Source organism: Dehalococcoidia bacterium (assembly GCA_025054935.1).
In the GTDB taxonomy this organism is placed as follows: domain Bacteria; phylum Chloroflexota; class Dehalococcoidia; order SpSt-223; family SpSt-223; genus JANWZD01.
The window spans coordinates 131,697-152,570 of the sequence record JANWZD010000003.1 but is presented as its reverse complement, the minus strand read 5'-3'; the positions used below and the strand labels follow the sequence as shown (position 1 = coordinate 152,570).

Sequence of the window (20,874 nt, the reverse complement as noted above, 5' to 3'; positions counted from 1 at the left end):
CTGTTGCGGCGCGCCTAGCGGTCGCGCCCGCCGCCGCCTCGATAGGGCGGCCGAGGATTCGAAGGGCGCCCGCCTCCGCCCGGCCGTCCTCCGCGCGGCGGCCCGCCGCGGAACGGCGGCTCGTCGTCAAAATCGCTTGGTCGGCGCGGTGCCCCGCCAGCGGGATAGGGTCGGCTGCCTTGGCCTCCGCCGAACGGCCGGCCGCCGCTGTGCCGATCGAAGCCGGGACGCCACCCGCCATCGCGCTGGGGCGGGCCGTCGCGGAACGGGGTATTGCGGCCGAGGTTCGGCCGCTGGCCGCGATCGTGCCGCGCGCCGCGCTCCTGCTGACCGCGCCGCTCGCTCACTTGGCGTGACGCCTCGAACAAGAGGACCCCTGCCGCAACGGCAGCATTGAGCGAGTCGGCTGCGCCGACAATCGGGATCGACACTTTTCCGTTGCCGGGTCCGCCGGCGAGCCGCAACGCGCCAAGGCTCGGCCCCGCGGCTTCGTTGGAGATGATCAGCGCTGTTGGGCGCGTCCAATCAACTTGATAGTAGACCCGTCCGCCGACCGGCGCACCGACGAGCCGTTGCCGGCCGGCCGTCATCCGATCGATCTGCGGCCAATCGAGCCCGGTGAAGAGATCGAGATGGAAGTGGGCGCCCATCGCTGCGCGCACGACCTTGGGGCTGTAGACATCGGCGCAGTCGGGGCCGATAATCACCGCATTGACCCCGCTGGCAACGGCGGCGCGCAAGATCGTTCCGACATTGCCGGGGTCTTGGACGGCGTCGAGGACAAGCACGAGGCGGCCAGTTGGCGCAGCTTCGGCCGGCTCCGGCACGCGGACCATGCCCACGATGCCTTGCGGGGTTTGGGTGTCGGCGACACTGCGCAAGACCCGGTCGGTGACCGGGATCGCCACGTCGCCGAGGGCGTCGATCAACTGGCGAGCGCGGCTGTTCCGGGAAACTGCCTCCGGGTCGTAGAGCACGAGCGGGATGTCGGCGCCGGCGCTGAGCGCCTCTTCAACGAGCCGCACTCCCTCGATGAGGAACGCGCCGAGCTCATCGCGGTGGCGCTTCTCGTGAAGACTGCGCACCATCCGGACGCGCTCGTTCTCGAGGCTTGCGATCGGCTCCTTCTCAGACGGGCGGGCAACAGGGCGCGCGCTTCGCTCTGCAGCGGCGGCTCCTAGGTCGGGCGCCGGCGGCGCGGTGTCGATGCGCTCGGGTGCCGCCGCGAGGTCGCCCACGGCACTGAGCGGCGGCACGTCTGTCGGCGCGGCACTCTCCTCACGAGGCGGAGGCGCAGCGGTCTCCGCAGCCTCAGCGCGGCGTTTCCGCGAGCGCGATTTTGGCGCGACCTCCGAGACGGGCGCTTCAGCGGCAGGAGCGGCTTCGGGGGCCGCCGGCATCTCTGGAGCGGCGCGTCGTGATCGCGAGCGCTTCTGGGGAGCGGGTGCTGGCGCCGCCGCGCCGACTTCCTCGGCCGCGAAGACGGCCGGGGCGTCCTCCTCGGCAGGCAGCGGCGGCGCGCCCTCGGGTGGCTCCGTCACCACAGCAGACGCGGCGCCGTTAAGAGCCGAAGGCGCCTCCACTGGGAGGCTCACTGGTTCGTCAGCGGCGGTCCGTTTGGCGCGCGGCATGAGGATCTCCTGAGCGCTACGCTGACGCGAGCGCAGTCTTGACGATAGCGCTGAACGCCGAGGGGTCAGAGACGGCGAGGTCCGCCAGCATCTTGCGATCGATCGCGATCTGGGCCCGTTTCAGGGCGGCGATGAATTGGCTGTAGCTGAGGCCATGAAGCCGCGCGGCCGCGTTGATCCGCAGGATCCACAAGCGGCGAAAATCGCGCTTCCGCGCTCGGCGGTCGCGGTAGGCATAGGCGAGAGCATGGATGAGCGACTCATTTGCTTGGCGGAAGAGCTTATGGCGGCCGCCTCGATGGCCGGCGGTCTGGGAGATGACCTTCTTGTGGCGCCGCCGAGCGGTGACGCCACGTTTCACTCGGGTCATGACGGCACTCCTCTCATGCGTACGGCAGGAGCTTTCGGATTCGCTTTGCGTCCGCTGGCGACGTCGGGATCATTTTGTCGAACAGTGCCTTGACCCGGGCGGCCTTTTTTCGACGCAGGTGGCTCTTGCCGCCATGGACGCGCAGGATCTTGCCCGAGCCCGTGATCTTGAAGCGACGGGCGGCACCCTTATGGGTCTTCATCTTTGGCATGACGTTCTCCCTAGCGCACGGCGCCGGTTTCACGTTCGTGGTGCCCGAGAGGGGCGAGTTAACTCTTGGCCGGTTCGCGGGGGTCGCGGGCAGGAACGCGCGGCGCGACCGCTTGTGCCGCTTGAGAAGTTGGCGCCAAGGTCATTGACATCGAGCGCCCTTCAAAGACGGGAGGCTTTTCGACGGCCGCATACGGCTTCACTTTTGCCAGCACACTGTCGAGAAGCTGCTTCGCGATCTGCGGATGCGCCGCTTCACGCCCGCGGAACAGCACATTCACTTTGACCTTGTCCCCTTCGCTGAGGAACCGCAGGATCTGCTTCACCTTGAAATCGACATCATGCTCGCTGATTTTCGGCCGGAAACGAATCTCTTTGACGAGGACCTGCTTCTGATGTTTCCGGGCCTCCCGCTCTTTCTTCGACTGCTCGAACTTCCACTTCGTGTATTCCATCAACCGACAGACGGGGGGAACCGCTGTCGGAGCGACCTCGACGAGGTCGAGGCCGCGATCTCGAGCATACTGGAGGGCCTGCAGCAGCGGGTAGATCCCGAGCTGTTCGCCGTTTTCGCCAATGAGCCGGACCTCGCGAGCACGTATCCGCTCATTGATTCGCAGTTCTCGATTAATGTCGAACCACCTCTCTGATGATCCCCTCTCTTCCTCGCGGAGCTCCCGGCTACCGAGGAAAACACAGGATAGCGGAAATCGGATCCGCCGCTGGTACGATACCACAGCTCTGTCTAGGCGTCAACGCTTGGCCGCTCACGAGGGAAGCCGGCGCTATCTCTGCCCCAGAGCGGCGTCTGATTGCGCGCCCCAGTCCGTCGCCGCGCTGACGTCATGCTCACGGCACGGCCGCGAGGGCGGCAACGGGAACGAAGCGCAGTTCGACGCCGCCGACCACCTGAACGGTGCGGCTGATGATCGTCCAACTGTCGAAGCTCGTCTTGCCGTCTCCATTAGCGAGGAGAAGCGCTGCGGTCAGCTGCGCTGGGCCGTTCGTCGGCGGCGCGGTCCAGTGCACCGTCCAGCTTGTCGCGGTCCGAGTGAGGTGGGTTAGTTCCATGCTGTCAGCAACGTAGCGCGCGGTCGGCCCGGGCGCAAGGAGCCCGCGGCTGGCGGAGAGATTGAACCCCCCGCCAAGCCCAAGCGGCCCCTGCTGGTCGGAGGTGCCCGTTAGCGAGAGCGTGACCGAGACTGTCGTTCCCGCCGTCACGGTCGGGGGCGCCTCGATCGCCGAGGAGAGGATCACGGTCCCGGGGTATGGCTCTCCATGGCAGAAGCATCCCTCCCCTTGCCAGAGCCCTGGAACCGTCACCCCCGCAGGCCGCGCCTCGACAGCAGCGGCACCGACAGCCATCCCCGCGGTGATGAGGACCGTAACCGCCCCGGCGAGGAGCCACCCTGCGCTCCCGGACTGGAAGATCACGCGCACGGCACCCCCGCCTCCCCGCGTGACGAGCGCCGGTCAGGCGTCCGGCGCGCTGCAGGAGCGAAGCGCGCGCCGCCTCGTCGCCGCGAGCGGAGAAGCGCAAGGGGATAGGCGCTTCTGGCCGTGCGCCGATGCAATCGGCATCGGGCCCGGGCGACTCTCGCGCGCTCTCTCCTCATCCTCCCTCATCCTCGCAGTTTCTGCGCCAGTTGTTCGGCAAGCACTTCAAGGCGGTATCCTTGGAGTGTGCACCGCTTTGGGGTCTGAGAGCAACGGAAGGAGCATCCATGCGGCTGGTTATTGTCTCAAACCGGCTTCCGTTCAGCGTTAAACAAGAGCGAGGACAGTTTTCGATCCAGCCGAGCGACGGCGGCTTGGCTTCGGGAATGCGAACGTATCTCGAAGTGCTCGGCTCGTCGCCGAGCGAGTTCAGCGACCATATCTGGATTGGCTGGCCGGGAGCGGCGATTGAAGGAGCGGCGGAGCGGGAACGGCTCCGCCGGCAAGCGCGCGATGATTTTAACGCCTATCCTGTTTTTCTTAGTCGAGAGCAAATCGACTCCTTCTACTTTGGTTTCTGCAATTCGACAATTTGGCCGCTCTTCCACTACTTCGCCTCCCAAGCAACCTTCGATGACCAGCAATGGGAGGAGTACAAAGCGATCAACGAGCTGTTCCGAACCGCGGTCCTCGAGGTAATCCGGCCGGACGATATCGTGTGGGTCCACGATTACCAGCTGATGCTGCTGCCGGCGATGCTCCGGGAGCGCTTTCCGCGGCTGGCAATCGGCTTTTTCCTGCATATTCCTTTCCCCTCGGTCGACGTTTTCCGCCTCCTGCCCAATGAGTGGCGACGCGCCATCCTCGAGGGGATGCTCGGCGCCGATCTCGTCGGGTTTCATAACGAGAGCTATACCGACCATTTCCTCGAGTCGGTCGAACGGATCCTCGGCATTGAGGCGGTCGATAACCGGCTCCATGTCGAGAACCGCATTGTCACTGTCGGCGCGTTCCCGATGGGGATCAACTTTCGCAAGTTCGAAGATGCGACCCGAGATGCGGCCGTCGAGCGTGAGCGGCAGGCGCTGCTCGGCTTACTTGGCGATCGGAAGATTATTCTTTCCCTCGACCGGCTGGACTATACGAAGGGCATTCTCAATCGGCTGTATGCCTATCGCGCTTTTCTCCAGAACCATCCCGAGTGGCGCGGCAAGATTGTGCTCGTTTTAGTTGTCGTCCCCTCGCGGGATGTCGTGACGAAATATGCCGAGCTGAAAACTCAGATCGAGCAACTTGTCAGCCAGATCAACGGGGAGTTTGGAACCCTCGCGTGGACGCCGATCCTCTACCAGTATCGCGGCGTGCCGTTCGAGGCGCTGGTGGCGCTCTACAGCGTCGCCGACGTGGCGCTCATCACCCCGCTCCGCGACGGCATGAACCTCGTTTCGAAGGAGTACATCGCGAGCCGCCCGGACAACAGCGGCGTTCTTATCCTGAGCGAGATGGCCGGGGCAGCAGACGAGTTGACCGGCGCGATTATCGTCAACCCGAATGACGAGCAGGAAGTGGCGCAGGCGATCAAGCGGGCACTCGAGATGCCGCTCGAGGAGCAGGCGATCCGCAACGCCAACATGCGTCGCCACATTCAGGAGAATGACGTTGTCCGCTGGGGCAGTGCCTTTGTCAATGCGCTGATCGCGGCGCGCAAGGAAGCCGAGAAGGTGCAGGCAGCCGACTTTAATTTCCAGCCGAGCCAGGACCTAATCGAGGCCTACAAGGCGGCGAAAAAGCGGCTGCTTTTCCTCGACTACGACGGAACGCTCGTGCCGTTCGCCGACACGCCAGGCCGGGCGTGGCCGGACAGCGACCTGCTGCGCATCCTCGCTAACTTGTGCGCCGATCCTCGGAACGAAGTCGTGATCGTGAGCGGACGCAGCCGCCATGATCTCGAATACTGGTTCGGCGAACTGGACCTCGCCCTCGCCGCTGAGCACGGCCTCTGGATCCGCGAGCGCGGCCGCGACTGGGTGGCGATGGCGCCGCTCGCCGATCAATGGCGCGAGGTCGTCCGCCCGATCCTGACCAAGGCGGTTGAGCGCCTACCCGGCTCTTTCATCGAGGAGAAAGAAGGAGCGCTCGTCTGGCATTACCGCCTTGCCGACCCTGACCGCGCCGAGACCGTCGTCAACGACCTCGCCGCCGAGCTGCGCGCCATCTCAAGCGAGCATCAGTTCCAAGTCACGCTCGCCAACAAGGTCGTCGAGGTGACGACCGCCGGCATCCACAAGGGACGAGCGGGGCTGCACTTCCTTGCCCGAGGCGAGTGGGAGTTTATTATCGCCCTCGGGGATGATTGGCCCGACGAAGAGCTGTTCGGGATCCTCCCGCCTTCTGCCTTCATCGTTCGGGTGGGCAACGCCCTCAAAGGCGAGACCTACCGGCTGCGCGACTTCACCGAAGCGCGCGCGCTCCTTGAGACGATGATCGAAGCCTCGCGCTCCGATCCGGAAGCGCGGCTGAACGGCGAGACGCCGCGCGAACGGTCGGCGCCGACGGCGCGGATCCTTGTCGTCGATGATGACCCGGCTGTGCTAAGCGGCCTGCGCCGGGCGCTCGCGCTCGAAGGCTATGAAGTGACAACCGCGCTCGATGGGGAAACCGCGCTCGAGGCGGTCAGCAAGGGCTCACCGGATCTCATTGTCCTCGATGTCATGCTGCCCGGCATCAACGGGCTTGACGTCTGCCAGCGGCTGCGGGAGAAGGGGATCATGACCCCGATCCTCATCTTGTCGGCGCGCGACACTCTGCCCGACCGGATCGCGGGTCTTGATCGCGGCGCCGATGACTACCTCGTCAAGCCGTTTGCCCTCGATGAACTGCTGGCTCGCGTGCGGGCCCTCCTGCGGCGCTCGCAAATCGTCTCGGAGACGACGCTCGAGTTTCTCGGCATCGTCCTCGACACGAGAACCCATGAGGCGCGGCGAGACGGGGAACTGTTGAAGTTGACCCCGCGGGAGTTTGAGCTGTTGCGGCTTTTCCTCCGCAACCCTCGTCGTGTGCTCACCCGCGAGCAGATCTCGCAGCACCTCTGGGGCGAGGATTTCTCCGGCGAGCCCAGTTTTGTCGATAACGCAATCAAAGACCTCCGGAAGAAGCTCGAAGCCGACCAGCACCCGCGGGTGATCCAGACGGTCCGCGGCTACGGCTACGCCCTGCGCGAGGAGTGACCCGTGTCCCTGCGCCTGCGCCTCGCGCTCACCTACAGCATTCTGATGGTGATCACCATCGCCGTGCTGGGAGTGACGATCCTCGCGACGGCAGCCCAGAGCCTCGGCGCCGAGATGGACCGCCGTCTCGAAGTGCGCGCCGAGCAGGTGCGGCTGACGATCCTCCCGCGGGGGATTGTCCTCACCTCCTCTGACCTCGCCTACCTTGACCTCCGTCCGCTCTCCTCCATCGACGCGCCGGGGATCTTCGTCCAAGTGATGGACCCGACCGGAGCTGTCGTAGCCGCCTCAGAGACGCTGAACGAGAAGCATCTTTCGGTCGACAACGCCGCTTTCCAAGCCGCCTTGATGGGCCGCACAGCGCTCGCCGAGAACTACGTCGGCGGACGGCCGATCCGGATCCTGACCGCGCCGATCCGCTCCAGCGGCGCGACCGGCCCGGTCATCGGGGTGATGGTTGTCGGCCAATCGCGCGAGCCGCTTTTCGAGCTGATCGAGAACCTGCGGACGCTGCTGATCACCCTCGGCGCCGGCGCCGTTCTGGTCTCGGGTGCGGTCGGCTGGTTTGTCGCTCTGCAAGGGCTGTCGCCGCTGAAGGCGTTCGCCCACCAAGCGGCGATGATCGCGGCCGGGCGCGATTTCAGTCAGCGGCTGAAGCCGTCCACCCAATCCGATGAAGTCGGCGAACTGGCGCGCACGATCAATCATCTGCTGCTCACTGTCGAGGACACGCTGCGGATGCACCGCGAGTTCGTCGCCGATACCTCGCACGAATTGCGCAATCCGCTGCTCGCCTTGCGGACGAACCTTGAGCTCCTTGACCGCGTCTCCGACCCGGCAGACCGCGCCGAGTGCATCCGGGAAGCGCGCCACCAAGTCGAGCGGTTGAGCCGCCTCGTAACAGACTTGCTGGTCCTCGCGCGCGTCGAAGCGGGGCTGGTCGTCGAGCGCAACCGCGTCAAGCTGGATGAGCTGCTGACGCGTGTCGTGCGCGAGGCGGAGCGGCATGCGCAAGGCCAACTGCTCTCCCTCGAGGTGAGCGAGCCGATCGAGGTGCTCGGCGATGAAGGCCGGCTCGCGCAAGTCGTCGCTAACCTGCTCGACAACGCGATCAAGTTCACGCCGGCAGGGGGACGGATCGACGTTCGGCTCGACCGCCTCGGCGACCGCGCTCGGATTACCGTCGCTGACACGGGGGAAGGCATTCCCGCGGAGCATTTGCCGAACATCTGGAAACGGTTCTACCGTGTCCACAAGGCCGGGCCGCGCGCCACCGCCGGGGCCGGGCTCGGGCTGTCGATCGTGAAATATCTCGTCGAGGCGCATGGCGGCGAGGTCAGCTGTCAAAGCGAACTCGGCCGCGGCACGACGTTTTCCATCCTCTTGCCCATCGACGGCGCCCCCGCCAAGCCGCCGCTCCTCCTCCCGGCCATGGCGGAGACGCCCGCCGTCCTCCAGAGCGCCCGCGGCTAGCCCCTCTTCCGTCGGCCGCCGCCGCGCGGCGAGCGCTACTCAGCCGGTCAGGACATCCAAGATCGATCGCGCCGGCACGCTGACCCGGTCAGGATGGTTGCGCAAGGTGTTCCGCAGGTCGGTCATCGACCGTTCGAGGAGGAACGTGTCGATCAAGATCTGGAGGCGCGTCGGGTCACTCGGCACGAGCCCGTGACGGGTCGCCGTCGGCACATATTCCTGCAGAAATGCGAGTTGCAGCCAATGATGCGTGAAGCGCGCGAGCGGCTCGCGGAGGGCGGCGGCTTCGCCAAACGGCTCGTCCGCCTCCGGGTCGGCGAGGGCGGCATAGGAAAGGTTGTGAAGCGAAGCGAGCATACTCGCAACATCCCGGATTGGGCTGCGCTTGATGCGCCGCTCTGACAACGGCCGTTGGAACTCGCCCTCGAAGTCGCCCAGCACTAGGTCGTCTCCAACCTTGAGGAAAGAGCCCAAGCGGAGGTCGCCATGACAGCGGATGCGGAGCGCGTCGATCCGGTGATCCTTGATAGGGCGGAAGAAGCGATGAAGCTCGCGATGATGGGCAAGGAGGTCGAGAAGGGCCGCCGAGGTGGCAGAGCCCGCCTCGGCGACAAGCTGGCGAATCCGCCAGAAAGTGCGCTCGGCAGCGCTCAGCATCCCGTAGAACAGCGCCTCCTGATAATGCTCCGTGAACGGCTCCGGCGCAACCGCCGGGTCGTCGCCAAGACGGGCCAGGGCCACGTGTAGCTCGACCGTCCGCCGGCCGGCAAGGCGAACGAGTTCGACAATCGGCGCGAAGGCGGTCGGGACACTCGGGGGGAGCGACCTGCCAAGGTCGTCAAGGCGCAGCCGCGCCGGGGTGGTGCGCCCGAGCGTTTCGATCGCCGCGGCATCGGGGCTGCGGTAGAGCGCCGCGACCTGACGACGGAGGATCTCCCAAAGGTCGGACGCCCCCGGGAGATAGTCGCGGAGCACTGCGATCGTCATCGGCTCGCTGTCGGACTGGCAGTAGTCGATCCAGCCGAGGACGGGCACCAAGCCGCGAAAGCCGCTCTCCTGCAGGCGCGGGGCAATCTCCACCTCGGGATGGAGGCCGACATCAGGCCGTCCAATCAGTTTGAGCGCCAGCCGGTCGTCATAAATCACTTCGCGGTGGCGCGCATCGACGAAGACCAGGCGCGACTCCTCGACTGCGGTTCGGCTGACCCGCCGTCGACCAAGCCGTGTCAGCGTTCCGTCGAGCTCCCCATGCATCCCGCGCAGCCGACGCTCGCGCAGCACCGTTTCGAGCAGCGCCTTGCGGATCGCCGGGTCGGCGAGCCCGTCATAGATCAGGCCGCGGTCGCCCGTCTCATTCGCAACGACGCGCGCGATCTCGGCTGCCGGCTGCCGCTCTTGCCAGTCGGCAGCGGCCTCTCCCTGCGCAATGCCGAGCGGGACGGCGCACGTCTCGGCATCCCCCTCGCGCGGGTTGAGGCGCGCAATGGCGAGATAGGCGTCATTCCCTTGCTCCTTGGGCAGACGAACCGCATCCTGAAACTGGACCGACTGCAGGGCAAGGGGACGCCGCCCAAACCAATGGTGGGTCAAGAGGTAGGGCATGATCGCGTCGGCGGCGCCGACTTGGGGGCTCGACCGTTCGAGGAGCTCTGCCATCCGGCTCCGGACCTGCAGGGTCGGGATGCGGTCGCGGCGGCTGCGCTCGACCAGCGTAACCGGCCGAGGAGCCGCTACTTGAAACCAGTAGAAGCCGTGAGGACCGAGCGTAATAAAATACGGCTCTTCCCCAATGGGCGGAAGCGTGCTTCCGCCAAACATCTCGACCAGCTCGCAGCCGCGGAACGAGGCGAGGTCTAGTTTCACCGACTGCACAAACCGTGAGAGGTTCGCGACGACGAGGATGGTCTCGTCCTGCCAGCGGCGGAGAAAGGCGAGCACCCGGTGATTGTTCGGCTGCAGGACCTCCAGGGAGCCTCGGCTGAACGCCTTTGACTGCTTCCGCAACGCAATCAGCTGCTTCATCCAGTTGAGCAGCGACTGCGGGTTCTTCTGCTGAACCGCTACATTCACGGCCTGGTAATGATATTCTGGGTCGACGATCACGGGCAGAAACAGCCGCTGCTCATTCCCCTCGGAAAATCCTGCGTTACGATCGCTGCTCCACTGCATCGGCGTTCGAACACCATCTCGGTCGCCGAGATAGATGTTGTCGCCCATGCCAATCTCATCACCGTAGTAGATCACCGGAGCGCCGATGATCGAGAAGAGCAGCGCGTTCATCAGTTCGATCCTTCGCCGGTTATTGCGCATCAGCGGAGCAAGGCGACGGCGAATTCCAAGATTGATCCGCATCTGCGGATCTTCCGCATATACGCGATACATATAGTCGCGTTCTTCGTCCGTCAGCATCTCGAGGGTCAATTCGTCATGATTGCGAAGGAAGACGCACCATTGGGCATTGTCCGGGATGGACGGCGTGCGTTCGAGAATATCTGTGATCGGAAATCGATCTTCCTGATGAATCGCCATAAAGAGCCGCGGCATCAATGGAAAGTGAAAGGCCATATGACATTCATCGCCCTCTCCAAAGTAGGCGACTGCATCCTCTGGCCATTGATTTGCCTCGGCGAGCAGCATCCGGTTGCCGTATTTCTCATCGATATGACGGCGCAGCTTCTTGAGAAATTCGTGGGTCTCGGGGACGTTTTCGCAATTTGTCCCTTCACGCTCATAGAGGTAGGGAACAGCGTCAAGCCGCAAGCCATCGACACCCATGTCCAGCCAATAGTCAACCACCTTGATCATCTCCTGCTGGACACGGGGATTGTCATAATTCAGGTCAGGCTGATGGGAATAGAAGCGATGCCAGTAGTAGGCGCGCGCAACAGGGTCCCACGCCCAGTTGGAGGTTTCGAAATCTTTGAAGATGATGCGCGCCTCGCGATACTTGTCAGGGGTATCGCTCCAAACATAGAAGTCTCGCCAGACTGAACCCGGCTTGGCGCGGCGCGCACGCTGAAACCACGGATGCTGGTCTGAGGTGTGATTTGCAACCAGTTCAAAGATCACGCGGATGCCGCGGCGGTGCGCCTCGTCGATGAACTGCTTCACATCGCGCAGCGTGCCGTATTCCGGCTTGACCCCGCGGTAATCGGCAATATCATAGCCGCCATCACGAAGCGGCGAGGGGTAGAACGGCAGCACCCAGAGTGCGGTCACGCCGAGATCTTGGATGTAATCGAGCTTTTCGATCAGCCCACGGAAATCTCCGGTCCCATCGCCGTTCGAATCGCGGAACGACCGGACATACACCTCGTAAATGACAGCATCTTTGTACCAAAGAGGATCTTCGGCAATGTTCTGAGCAAAGACGCGTTTTGGCATCGACCCGAGTTCCTTCAGGGCGCGGATGTTCAGCGGACGGTGACCCACTGACGGCAGTTCGAGATGCAGCCGCCGCGCAACGGCAGCGGCGCTCCATTAATAGAGTAGCGAATCGCCGGCCGTGTGGTGACGCGATCGCGGGAAAGCGCATAAGGTATAACTTGGAACACGAGCCCGGCAGTATGCTGCCGGGAAAGGAGCGACCAATGGACGAAATCCGCAGCAACGCCGACGAGCGCGAATACGTTGTGCGCATTCGGGTTCCTCGCGCGCCGCAGCTGCCGCGCATTCGGGTTGAAACGGTTGACCCGCTTTTCTGGCTGCCCGAGGAGACGCGCCGTCACCTAAATCAGATGCAGCGGGAGGGGCTGCTCGCTATCCGGAGCGTTCTCGACGCGATGATCGACCGCCTCGAAACGCAGCCGACCTCCACCGGCGCCCGTGCTCCGCGCATCGAGATCGACTAGGGCACTCCGGCGCCGCGGCGAGCAATGCCCGCGCTCGCCGCGCTACGGCAGCCACGTCGTGCGGTGACGGGGAGTGTTCTGCGTTCGAACGACGACCGCCGTCGACGGAGAAGGCGGCGCGCTTCCTGCCGGCGGTTGCGCACTGACAACGGTCGGCCGGGGGCGCGGCGCAGCCGAGGTCTGGAGACTCGCAAGGCAGGCGTCGGCCGCGCCCCCGAGACGCTGCGCCTCCCCGCAGAGAAGAGCCGCCTGCTGACGCTCGCCGCGCCGCAGCGCGCTCCAGCCCCAGTTGATCAGGCTCGCCGTCAGCAGCCGGCGCGCCTCGCCGAACGTCGGGTCGATGGCGGTCGCGTGGCCGAAGGCGCGGACCGCCGTCGGCCAGTCCGCCGCGTCGTACGCTGCTTGGCCGGCAAGGACGTGCGCAGCAAGCTCGCTCCCCCGCAGCGCCGCAGGGTCATCCGGACGGAGCGCGAGCGCCGCGCGAAAGGCATCTGCCGCGGCGCTGATCTCGCCGACTTCTGCCAGCGCCTGCCCATAGCTGACATACGCGCTCGCGAGCTGCGCCGCGATCGCGCGGTCGTCCGGCTGCAGCGCAGCCAGTTCCTGCAGCGCGTCGATAGCGCACGGCCAATCCCGGCCCCAGCAGGTGTGCGCGCGGCCGAGCGCGGTCTCAGCGGGTGCGGCGGCAGCCAGCGGAGCGTGCGCGAACGTTCCTGTTCCGTGCTGGGAGGAGGCGGCAATCGCGCTCCTCGACCCCGGCTGCCCTGCCGGGTCGTCGAGCGCGCGCGCTGCCGGCAAGCTCCCCGCGAGCAGGAACGCCGCCGCACCGGCCACGGCTGCCACCGCGCCGCCGAACCAGAGCCAGCGGCGCGCCCATCCCCGCCGGACGGCTGACGACGGAGCCCCCCGCAGCGCATCGAGCCCCTTGATCAACGCTCCAAACGCTCGGCGGCGCTCGGCAGGGGAGAGGGCGAGGCTGCGCGCGAGAGTGGCGATGAACGCTTCTGGAACCCTGGCCGCCGCGAGCGCGCCAGAGAGCCGCGCCTGACGCTCGGCGAGGGAGTCGTTGGGGTTCGTGACGGGCGGCGCGCCGGAAACGAGCCAGACGAAGAGCGCCGCCGCCGCGTATTGCTGCGCCGCGCGGTCGGCGCTCTGCCCGGCAACCAGTTCCGGAGCGCGGACTGCGGCCGCGACCGCGCACGCCCTCCCGCCAATCCCGGGCAGAACCGCTGCCGGCGGAAGCAGCGGCAGCCCGCGCTCCGCCACCTGCACCTGCCCGTCAGGCGCGACAAAGATGTTCGCGGGGGAGAGGCCGGGGTGAGCGACAGCCGCGCTGCGCGCCGCTTCGACCGCGCGCAGCGCATCTCGCACCACTCCAGCCGACCACGCGAGCGGTGACGGCCCGCGGGCGAGCACTGCCGTAAGCGGGAGGCCAAGCGGCCGCTCGCAGACGATGACAATGCGGTCGTCATCGCAGCCAACCTCCCGGATCGGCACAATGTCCGGCCGCCGAACGCCGACCGCGGCTGCCAGCCGCGCGAGGAGATCGGCGCGCACCGCGGCGTTCGCCGTCGCGCCGGGCCGGATCACCTGAATGAGTGCGTCCTCTCCGGTCTGACGGTCGACCGCCCAGTAGGCATCCGCACTCTCGGTGCTTCCGACAACGCCTACAAGCCGAAACTGGTCACGCAAGAGCGACGCGGCCGCCGGGGTCGTGACTGTCATGAGCGCCCTCCTCGGCCACGATGCTAGCGGAGCAGGTGAGCAAGCGGAAGCAGTTGGCGGCGCAGTTCGCGCCAATCCGGCCGCCGCTCGACCGCAAGGGAGCGGGCCAGTACAATCCCCCGGCTCCGGCGAGGAGGGCAAAGCGTGGACGTCGTGCAAGCGGTTATCCTCGGCGCCATCCAAGGGCTGACCGAATTTCTGCCGATCAGCAGTTCGGGACACTTAGTCATCGCCCACTCGCTGTTCGGCTGGCAGACCGAGAACGACCTCGCTTTCGACGTCGCGCTCCATCTCGGAACGCTTCTCGCTGTGCTCTCCTACTTCGCGCGCGACCTGTTCGGGATCGTCGGCGCCGTGCTTGCCGCCCTCCGCCGCCGGTCGTTCGCCGACCCGCAGGCGCGGCTGGGGCTGCTGATCATCGTCGGCACGATCCCTGCCGTCGTCATCGGCGTGCTGGTACAGGACCTCGCTGCCGAGGCGTTCCGTGATCCCCGGCTGACCGCCGCAATGCTGGTGATCTTTTCCGGCGTGATGTGGCTTGCTGAGCGCGTTGCGCTGCAGAAGCGCGACCTCTTCGGCGTGCGCCTGCCGGATGCGCTCATCATCGGCACAGCGCAGGCGATCGCACTCGTGCCGGGCGTCAGCCGCAGCGGGATTACGATTTCCGCTGGTCTCTTCCGCGGCATGCGCCGCGCTGACGCCGCGCGGTTCAGTTTCTTGCTTGCCGCGCCTGTCACGTTTGGCGCGGTCGTCTTGGAGTCGGTCAAGCTTGCCCGAACGGGCATGCCAGACGGTCTCGCCTTCGCCTTCGCCGCTGGCATCCTCTCTTCGGCGGTCGTCGGCTTTCTCTGCATCGCCTTTCTGATCCGCTTCCTCGCCCGTTTCTCGCTCAATGTCTTTATCGTCTACCGTCTCGCCCTCGCGCTTCTCGTCCTCGCGCTCACCGTTCCGCAGCGGTGACGACCAGACGCCCCGTCCCTACCGAAGAACGCTCGCCGCGCTGCAGCGGGGCGACGCCGACCTCGCCCTGATCACCCGGCCAGCGCCCGCGACCCCCACGCTCCGCGCCGTGGGGCTCGGCCGCGCCGCCCACCCCACAAGCTCGATCACCAGCGTCAGCAGCGGCTCGCTGCGCCAGCTCTCCCGCAGCTGGCGGCGCGATGGGGCTGACTGGGCGGCCCTCCCGGCGCGAGTGTGGTGCTGATGCCTGAGGAGGGGGCGGCTCGCGGCTGGCAGCGGAGCAGCAGTGGTCGGCGGTCGCTCCGTCACTGCGACTGCGCTGCGCTCCCGAGAAGCGGTGATGCTCGAGCGGATAGCGGCTCCCCCCACGGCAGGCGACCCCGTCGGGCTTGGCGCAGTGACGTCGGCGGTGAAGGCGGTGCGGATCCACAATGTTTCGCCCGCTGTTGCGGGACGGTACCCGCTCGTCCGTCCGATCGTCATCCGCACGGGCGCGTCTGCTGCAGCCGCCGGATTGTTTGACGTCGCGGCGCGCCCCGCCGGCCCGCGCCCTTCAGGGCAGCCGCGCTAGCGCCGAGCAGAAGCGGCCGCCGCAGCGCGAGCGCGGGCCGCCGCCCCGTTCGACCGCAGCGGTGCGCCGACACGGCCGACCTGCCGGTCGTAAAAGTCGTGCCAATGGTCGGCCACCCACGTTTCGTACTGCTCCGCGAGCGCGCTCAGCCCGCGACGCGCAAGCTCTCGTCCCACGACATTGCCTGCATGCGGATGGGGATATCGTTGGGGCAACGGCGACCCAAACCCATGGGCGTAATGACAGAGTTCGTGCGCCGTTGTCAGCACGACCACGAATTCCGGCACCTCAGGATGACGCAAGAGCCCATTAATACCTATATAGGTGTGGGCTCCGCTCTCAGACATGCGGATCAGGCCAAGACGGCTCTTCCAGTGGCGCGAAAACTCAATCGTGACCTCGTTGGCGCGTTCAACGTCGCTGAAATGCTTCATCCAGATCGTGTCGAGGAGATCGGCCAACCATTCGTCGGTTCGAAGCAGCGCTACTCCGCGTCGGTGAGAAGACAACGGAATGCTCCTCCTGAGGTCAATCCTTCCGTCCGTGAAGGACAGCCATCCCGTGCTGGCCGGGCATCATATCGAACGGCCAGCGAGAAATCAACGCGTCTACGCGCTGACAAGAACGCGATTTTGCGGAAAATCTTGCCCTTGGCCGGCTGCTAGCGAGCGAGGGGAGGGGCTATCTTGCTCTCGGCTGTCTGGCTGCGCACGAGGCTCAAAAATTCTGTCGATTTCATCTCCCGCTCGAGGATGGCAGTGATCGCGCGGCGCAGCTGCCCCTCGACTTCCCCGAGAACCCGCGGACTGGGCGCAAACCGGAGCGCGGCATTGAGCGGGTTCGCCTGAAGGAAGCGCAGCACCTTGAGCGCGTCAACGCTGATCGGCCAACTTGTCATGTCGGCCGGGCAGTCGGGACAGGTCACGCCTTGGGGACCGAAGCGGTTCACTTGGGGCTCAATCTCGCGACGGCAGACGAGACACCGCCGCAGTTCCGGCCGAAAGCCTGACCGGTCGAGCGCGTGCAGGTCGAAATAGCGCAGCAGCACCTCGGGCCGGCGCGCACGCTCAAGCGCGGCAAGGCACTCAACGAGGAGGTCATAGAGGGGACGGTTTTCCAGCCGTTCTTCGCTCAAGCGATCGGTCAGTTCAAGGAGATAGAAGGCGCAGCTCGTGCGCCAGAGGTCTTGGCGCACCTGCAGGTAGCTGCTGATCGTTGAGGCGCCGGCGATGACGTCGAGCGTCTGCCCCTTCGCGATCAGCAGCTGGCTGCGACAGAACAGGTCGAGGTGGCCAGAGAGCTTCGACCCCGGCCGACGAACTCCCTTGGCGAGCACGCGCAGTTTGCCGTGATCGGGCGTGATGAGCGAGAGGATCCGGTCTGCTTCGCCAAAGTTGTAGTAGCGGAGCACCACCCCTTCGGTGCGGTACGTGCGCGGCGCCCTCATTGCGTCAGCTTAATTCCTGCCGATTCGCCACGGCGCGCGAAAGTGTCACCTCGTCTGCGTACTCGAGGTTGCCTCCCATCGGCAACCCGTGCGCGAGACGAGTCAGCCGAACGCCGAGCGGCTTAAGCTTGCCTTGGATGTAGTAGGCAGTCGCCTCCCCGAGCTGGTTCGGGTTGGTCGCCAGGATCACTTCTTCGATCCCGCCAGCGCGCACCCGCGCAACGAGCTCCTCGATCTTCAAGTCGTCCGGACCGACCCCCTCAAGGGGCGAGATCGCGCCGTGGAGAACGTGGTAGCGGCCGCGAAACTGGCGCGTCTTCTCGATCGCGAGCACGTCGAGCGGCTCTTCGACAACGCAGATCTGGCCCGGATTGCGGTCAGCGGACGCGCAAATGCCGCAGGGGTCGATGTCGGTGATGTTAAAGCAGACAGAACAGAGCCCAATCTTCTCCTTCACCTCGATGATCGCGTTGGCGAGCGCGCGCGCCTGCGCCTCCGGCATGCGCAAAAGGTAGTAGGCGAGCCGCTGGGCGGTTTTTGGGCCGATGCCGGGGAGCTTATGAAACTCGTCGATCAGCCGCGCGACGGGCTCGGCGGTGACCACAAACGTTGGAGGCTGCACCGTGCCCTCGCCTCACAGCCCCGGGATCCCGAGTCCGCCCGTCAAGGGGCCCATCCGCTTCTGAATGAGCGCGGCCACTTTCTCCTGCGCATCGTTGAACGCCGTCACCAGCATGTCTTGGAGCAGTTCGATATCTTCCGCCGCCTCAGGGTCGATAGTGATCGCTTGGACCTTCTGATGACCGGTCATCACAATCCGCACGGCGCCGCCACCGGCGGACCCTTCCACCGTCTCACTGGCAAGCTCTTCCTGAGTGCGCAGGATCTTCGCTTGGAGCTGCTGCATCTGCTTCAACATGTTTCGGTTCACGATCCCTCCGACGCGCGTTCCAGCGCCCTCCCATAGTGTACGCTGAGCGGCGCGTCAGTTCCGCGCTAGGCGTCGTGCTCGACGCCGGCGATTGTCGCGCCGTAGGTCTTCATCGCATGCTGAACCGTCGGGCTGCGCACGAGCTGCTCGAGGTCGGTGGGGGGGGTCGGCTCGCCCTCGGGCGACGCAGCCGCCGCGTTCTCGCGGCTCGTCTGAACAATCAGCTGGACCGGATGCCCGTAGAGCGCCGCGAGCGCCGTTTCGAGCGATTTGCGCCGCCGCTCAACATGCGACTTCATGCCGTCGCGGACTGTCACGACCACGCGCTCCTCGCTCACCTCGACCGGGCGCGCCGTCACCAGCACCGGCGCAGCGATCGGCTCTCGCGCCTTCAATCGAGCGTACAATTCGCGCCAGCGGTCGAGCAGCGGGCCCGAAGGGTGGTACGGCAGATCGTTGGCGGGCAGGTCGTGCGGCCGGCGAGCGGCTGACGGCGGCGCGCTCTTGGCAGCGGGAGGCGCTGCCGTTGCCGCAGCCGCCGCGCTGGGCTGAGGCGGCCACCCTCCCTGCACGCGCTCGCTTGGCGCAACCAACTGCACCGCGCCAACGCAAGCATCGTACAGGGCGAGCTCGAGCGCCAAGGTCGGGACGCTCTCACTGCGCAGATCGAGCTCGCTGAAGCGCTTCGTGATGCTCACCACCCGGTCCGGCTCTGCCCGCTCCGCGAGCGCGCGCAGCGCCTCACGCTCCGGGTCCGTCGCATCGATCAGGTCGCCGGCGCCAACCTGCAGCAGCACAACTCGCCGCAGCACTTCGATGACCTGGCGCGCAAATTGGCGCAGGTCGACCCCCTCGGTCGCCGCCTCGTGGAGAACGCGCAGGCCGCCGACAAGGTCGCGATCGAGCGCTGCCCGGACTACCGCCTGCGCGCGCTCATCGCTTCCTACTCCAAGCAGGGCGGCAAGGTCCTCAACCGTCACCCGGCTGCCGTAGTAGCTCACCGCTTGGTCGAGCAAGTTCTCCGCGTCGCGCAGGCTGCCGCTGCTGGCGCGGACGATCAGGGCGAGCGCAGCGTCATCGATCGCAATGCCTTCCGCTGCCGCAATCGTCCGCAGCTTCGCGAGCGCTGCCTCGGCGGGGATCCGGCGAAAATCGAAGCGCTGGCAGCGAGAGACGATGGTGAGCGGCACCTTGTGCACTTCTGTCGTCGCCAAGATGAACACGACATGCTCGGGCGGCTCTTCAAGCGTCTTCAGCAAGGCGTTGAAGGCCTGCTCCGTCAGCATGTGCACTTCGTCGATGATATACACCTTCCGGCGCGCCTCGGTTGGCGCGAAGCGCACTTTCTCGCGCAGGTCGCGGATTTCGTCGATGCCCCGGTTGCTCGCCGCATCAATCTCGATCAGGTCGATGAGCCGCCCCTCGTTCACCGCCTGACACATTCGGCACGCATTGCACGGCTCGCCCTCGCGCGGATCAAGACAGTTGAGCGCCTTTGCGAGGATGCGCCCGGTGCTCGTCTTGCCCGTGCCGCGCGGACCGCAGAACAGGTAGGCATGCGTTGTCCGATTGCTGGCAATCGCGTTCTTGAGGGTGCGCGTTATCGCCTCTTGCCCCGCCAGCTCACTGAACGATTGCGCGCGCCACTTGCGATAGAGGGCTTGAGCCACCTGCCTCCTCCGGAGAACGACCGCAGCGCCGAGGCTCTGCCGTCGGATTGTACGGGAGTGACTCGCCCGTCCGAAGGGGATACCGCACCGGGCGGTATAGAACAAATGTACCACACGGAGAGACGCCCGATCACGCCCCGCCGCGCCGCAGAGCGCAACGGCACCCTTCAGCGCCGCGCGACCCTACGCCCAGGCAGCGACCAGCCGCGCCACTTCATCGGCAATCGGCAGCGCACAGGTCAGCCCCGGCGACTCAATACCGAGCAGGTTGACCCAGCCGGGAAACCCTCGCGCGCTCTCCTCAGCAATCACGAAATCGGCGAAGCCGTGACGCGCCGCGCGCAGTTTTGGCCGCAGCCCCGCGCTTTCCGGCGTCACGTCATCCGGCTCGAGAAACGGCAAGAAGCGGCGGGCTGATTCGTAGAACGTCTCAGCAATTTCAGGCCGAACGCGGTAGTCTTCGCGGCGCTCAGCGAGGTATTCGACGTCCGGACCGAGCCGGAGCCGGCCATCTACGCTCACCGTCGCGTGGATGCCGAGGCCGGAAAACGCCGCTTGGCCAGCCGCCGGGTCCACCCCCTGATACACCGGCGCGGGATAGATCGGCCGACTGATCAGGCGCTGCTTGCCGTTGCCAACTTGGGCATAGCTGCCTTTGACCCACTCCTGCCGGTAGCCAGCCGCTTCGACGTCAAGCCCCGGCAGCGCCGCGACGCGGTCTGCCTCCAGCCCGGCAGCATTAACCACGACCCGTGTCGTGAGGCTTTCATGGCGCCCATCGCCGTACGCGACGCCCAGCCGATAGCCTCCGGCGAGCGGCTCGGCGCTCTCCAGCCGGCAGCCGTAGACGATCATCGCTCCGCCGGCAATCGCCCGCTGGGCGAGGTAGCGCAGCCACCCGTGCGAGTCGATGACCCCCGTCGACGGCACGACGATCGCGGCGGCGGCTCGGACATGCGGCTCAAGACGCGCGATCTCGGCAGGGGCGATCAGCCTCAGCCCTTCGACGCCGTTCTCGCGCCCGGTCGCGATCAGGCGCTCGAGGAGCGGGATCTCCGCCGGCTCGACCGCCACGATCAGCTTGCCGGTGGGACGGAAGGCGAACCAGCCCGCCTCGGCGAGGGCCCGGATGCGGCGATTGCCTTCGACACACAGCCGCGCTTTCCACGAGCCGGGGAGATAGTAAATGCCCGAGTGGACAACCTCGCTATTGCGGCTGCTCGTTCCCGTCCCATAGGTCGGCGCACGCTCGATCACAACCACCGTTCGGTCGGCGCGCGCCACAGCGCCGGCGACGGCGAGGCCGATGACGCCCGCCCCAACGACCACAACGTCGGCGTCCACTCGTTCCTTCCTTCCCGGGATGACGCG

Annotated in this window: 19 protein-coding genes; 6 read left to right on the top strand and 13 right to left on the bottom strand. The window is 66.1% G+C overall.

The annotated features are described in order from the left end of the window. Nucleotides 1-14: 14 nt before the first annotated feature. The 5 genes from NZ773_05505 to NZ773_05485 all read right to left on the bottom strand — a co-directional run bounded on the left by NZ773_05505 (nucleotide 15) and on the right by NZ773_05485 (nucleotide 3,651). Nucleotides 15-1,541, bottom strand: a complete 1,527-nt coding sequence (locus tag NZ773_05505; protein ID MCS6801380.1) for an RNA methyltransferase — start codon at nucleotides 1,539-1,541, stop codon at nucleotides 15-17. 106 nt (nucleotides 1,542-1,647) lie between these two features. After that, nucleotides 1,648-2,001 (bottom strand): 50S ribosomal protein L20, encoded by a 354-nt coding sequence (rplT, locus tag NZ773_05500; protein ID MCS6801379.1) that lies wholly within the window; start codon nucleotides 1,999-2,001, stop codon nucleotides 1,648-1,650. A gap of 13 nt (nucleotides 2,002-2,014) precedes the next feature. Beyond that, nucleotides 2,015-2,212 (bottom strand): 50S ribosomal protein L35, encoded by a 198-nt coding sequence (gene rpmI, locus NZ773_05495; protein MCS6801378.1) that lies wholly within the window; start codon nucleotides 2,210-2,212, stop codon nucleotides 2,015-2,017. A 58-nt stretch (nucleotides 2,213-2,270) separates the two neighbouring features. Next, entirely contained in the window at nucleotides 2,271-2,843 is a 573-nt protein-coding gene (infC, locus tag NZ773_05490; GenBank protein MCS6801377.1) for a translation initiation factor IF-3, read from the bottom strand. Between the two features lie 217 nt (nucleotides 2,844-3,060). Next, a complete protein-coding gene (locus tag NZ773_05485; GenBank protein ID MCS6801376.1) occupies nucleotides 3,061-3,651 on the bottom strand; it encodes a hypothetical protein in 591 nt (196 codons plus the stop codon). 284 nt (nucleotides 3,652-3,935) lie between these two features. Between NZ773_05485 and NZ773_05480 the strand changes: the two genes are divergently transcribed. Together NZ773_05480 and NZ773_05475 are read left to right on the top strand one after the other, a co-directional pair. Beyond that, nucleotides 3,936-6,875, top strand: a complete 2,940-nt coding sequence (locus tag NZ773_05480; GenBank protein MCS6801375.1) for a bifunctional alpha,alpha-trehalose-phosphate synthase (UDP-forming)/trehalose-phosphatase — start codon at nucleotides 3,936-3,938, stop codon at nucleotides 6,873-6,875. Nucleotides 6,876-6,878: 3 nt separating this feature from the next. Continuing rightward, nucleotides 6,879-8,348, top strand: a complete 1,470-nt coding sequence (locus tag NZ773_05475) for an ATP-binding protein (GenBank protein MCS6801374.1) — start codon at nucleotides 6,879-6,881, stop codon at nucleotides 8,346-8,348. Between the two features lie 39 nt (nucleotides 8,349-8,387). Here the strand turns inward: NZ773_05475 and treS are convergent, their stop codons facing one another. Next, on the bottom strand, nucleotides 8,388-11,732 hold the full coding sequence (treS, locus tag NZ773_05470; GenBank protein ID MCS6801373.1) for a maltose alpha-D-glucosyltransferase: 3,345 nt from the start codon (nucleotides 11,730-11,732) through the stop codon (nucleotides 8,388-8,390). A 206-nt stretch (nucleotides 11,733-11,938) separates the two neighbouring features. Between treS and NZ773_05465 the strand changes: the two genes are divergently transcribed. Further along, a complete protein-coding gene (locus tag NZ773_05465; GenBank protein ID MCS6801372.1) occupies nucleotides 11,939-12,199 on the top strand; it encodes a hypothetical protein in 261 nt (86 codons plus the stop codon). Between the two features lie 42 nt (nucleotides 12,200-12,241). Here NZ773_05465 and NZ773_05460 read toward each other — a convergent pair whose 3' ends face one another. Beyond that, nucleotides 12,242-13,924, bottom strand: a complete 1,683-nt coding sequence (locus NZ773_05460) for a hypothetical protein (protein ID MCS6801371.1) — start codon at nucleotides 13,922-13,924, stop codon at nucleotides 12,242-12,244. Between the two features lie 144 nt (nucleotides 13,925-14,068). Here NZ773_05460 and uppP point away from each other — a divergent pair, with 144 nt between their 5' ends. Genes uppP through NZ773_05445 form a run of 3 tightly spaced genes read left to right on the top strand, consistent with a single transcriptional unit; the run spans nucleotide 14,069 to nucleotide 15,455 of the window. Continuing rightward, a complete protein-coding gene (gene uppP, locus NZ773_05455) occupies nucleotides 14,069-14,884 on the top strand; it encodes an undecaprenyl-diphosphatase UppP (protein ID MCS6801370.1) in 816 nt (271 codons plus the stop codon). Beyond that, the gene (locus NZ773_05450) at nucleotides 14,817-15,128 is read left to right on the top strand and encodes a hypothetical protein (protein MCS6801369.1); all 312 of its coding nucleotides are present in this window, start codon (nucleotides 14,817-14,819) and stop codon (nucleotides 15,126-15,128) included. Before uppP ends, NZ773_05450 begins: the two co-directional genes overlap by 68 nt. Before the next feature lie 42 nt (nucleotides 15,129-15,170). Further along, nucleotides 15,171-15,455: a hypothetical protein gene (locus NZ773_05445; protein ID MCS6801368.1), complete on the top strand. Its 285-nt coding sequence runs from the start codon at nucleotides 15,171-15,173 to the stop codon at nucleotides 15,453-15,455. On the opposite strand, the gene NZ773_05440 is transcribed toward NZ773_05445, so the two are convergent. The 6 genes from NZ773_05440 to NZ773_05415 form a co-directional block, all read right to left on the bottom strand. Continuing rightward, nucleotides 15,452-15,964 (bottom strand): hypothetical protein, encoded by a 513-nt coding sequence (locus NZ773_05440; protein ID MCS6801367.1) that lies wholly within the window; start codon nucleotides 15,962-15,964, stop codon nucleotides 15,452-15,454. The genes NZ773_05445 and NZ773_05440 overlap by 4 nt on opposite strands. A 152-nt stretch (nucleotides 15,965-16,116) precedes the next feature. Then, entirely contained in the window at nucleotides 16,117-16,902 is a 786-nt protein-coding gene (gene recO, locus NZ773_05435; protein MCS6801366.1) for a DNA repair protein RecO, read from the bottom strand. 4 nt (nucleotides 16,903-16,906) lie between these two features. Continuing rightward, a complete protein-coding gene (recR, locus tag NZ773_05430) occupies nucleotides 16,907-17,506 on the bottom strand; it encodes a recombination mediator RecR (GenBank protein MCS6801365.1) in 600 nt (199 codons plus the stop codon). 30 nt (nucleotides 17,507-17,536) lie between these two features. Then, nucleotides 17,537-17,833: a YbaB/EbfC family nucleoid-associated protein gene (locus NZ773_05425; GenBank protein MCS6801364.1), complete on the bottom strand. Its 297-nt coding sequence runs from the start codon at nucleotides 17,831-17,833 to the stop codon at nucleotides 17,537-17,539. Nucleotides 17,834-17,898: 65 nt separating this feature from the next. Then, nucleotides 17,899-19,503: a DNA polymerase III subunit gamma/tau gene (gene dnaX / locus NZ773_05420; GenBank protein MCS6801363.1), complete on the bottom strand. Its 1,605-nt coding sequence runs from the start codon at nucleotides 19,501-19,503 to the stop codon at nucleotides 17,899-17,901. 183 nt (nucleotides 19,504-19,686) lie between these two features. After that, complete coding sequence (locus tag NZ773_05415) at nucleotides 19,687-20,847, bottom strand: NAD(P)/FAD-dependent oxidoreductase (GenBank protein ID MCS6801362.1); 1,161 nt, start codon at nucleotides 20,845-20,847, stop codon at nucleotides 19,687-19,689. Between the last annotated feature and the right edge of the window lie 27 nt (nucleotides 20,848-20,874).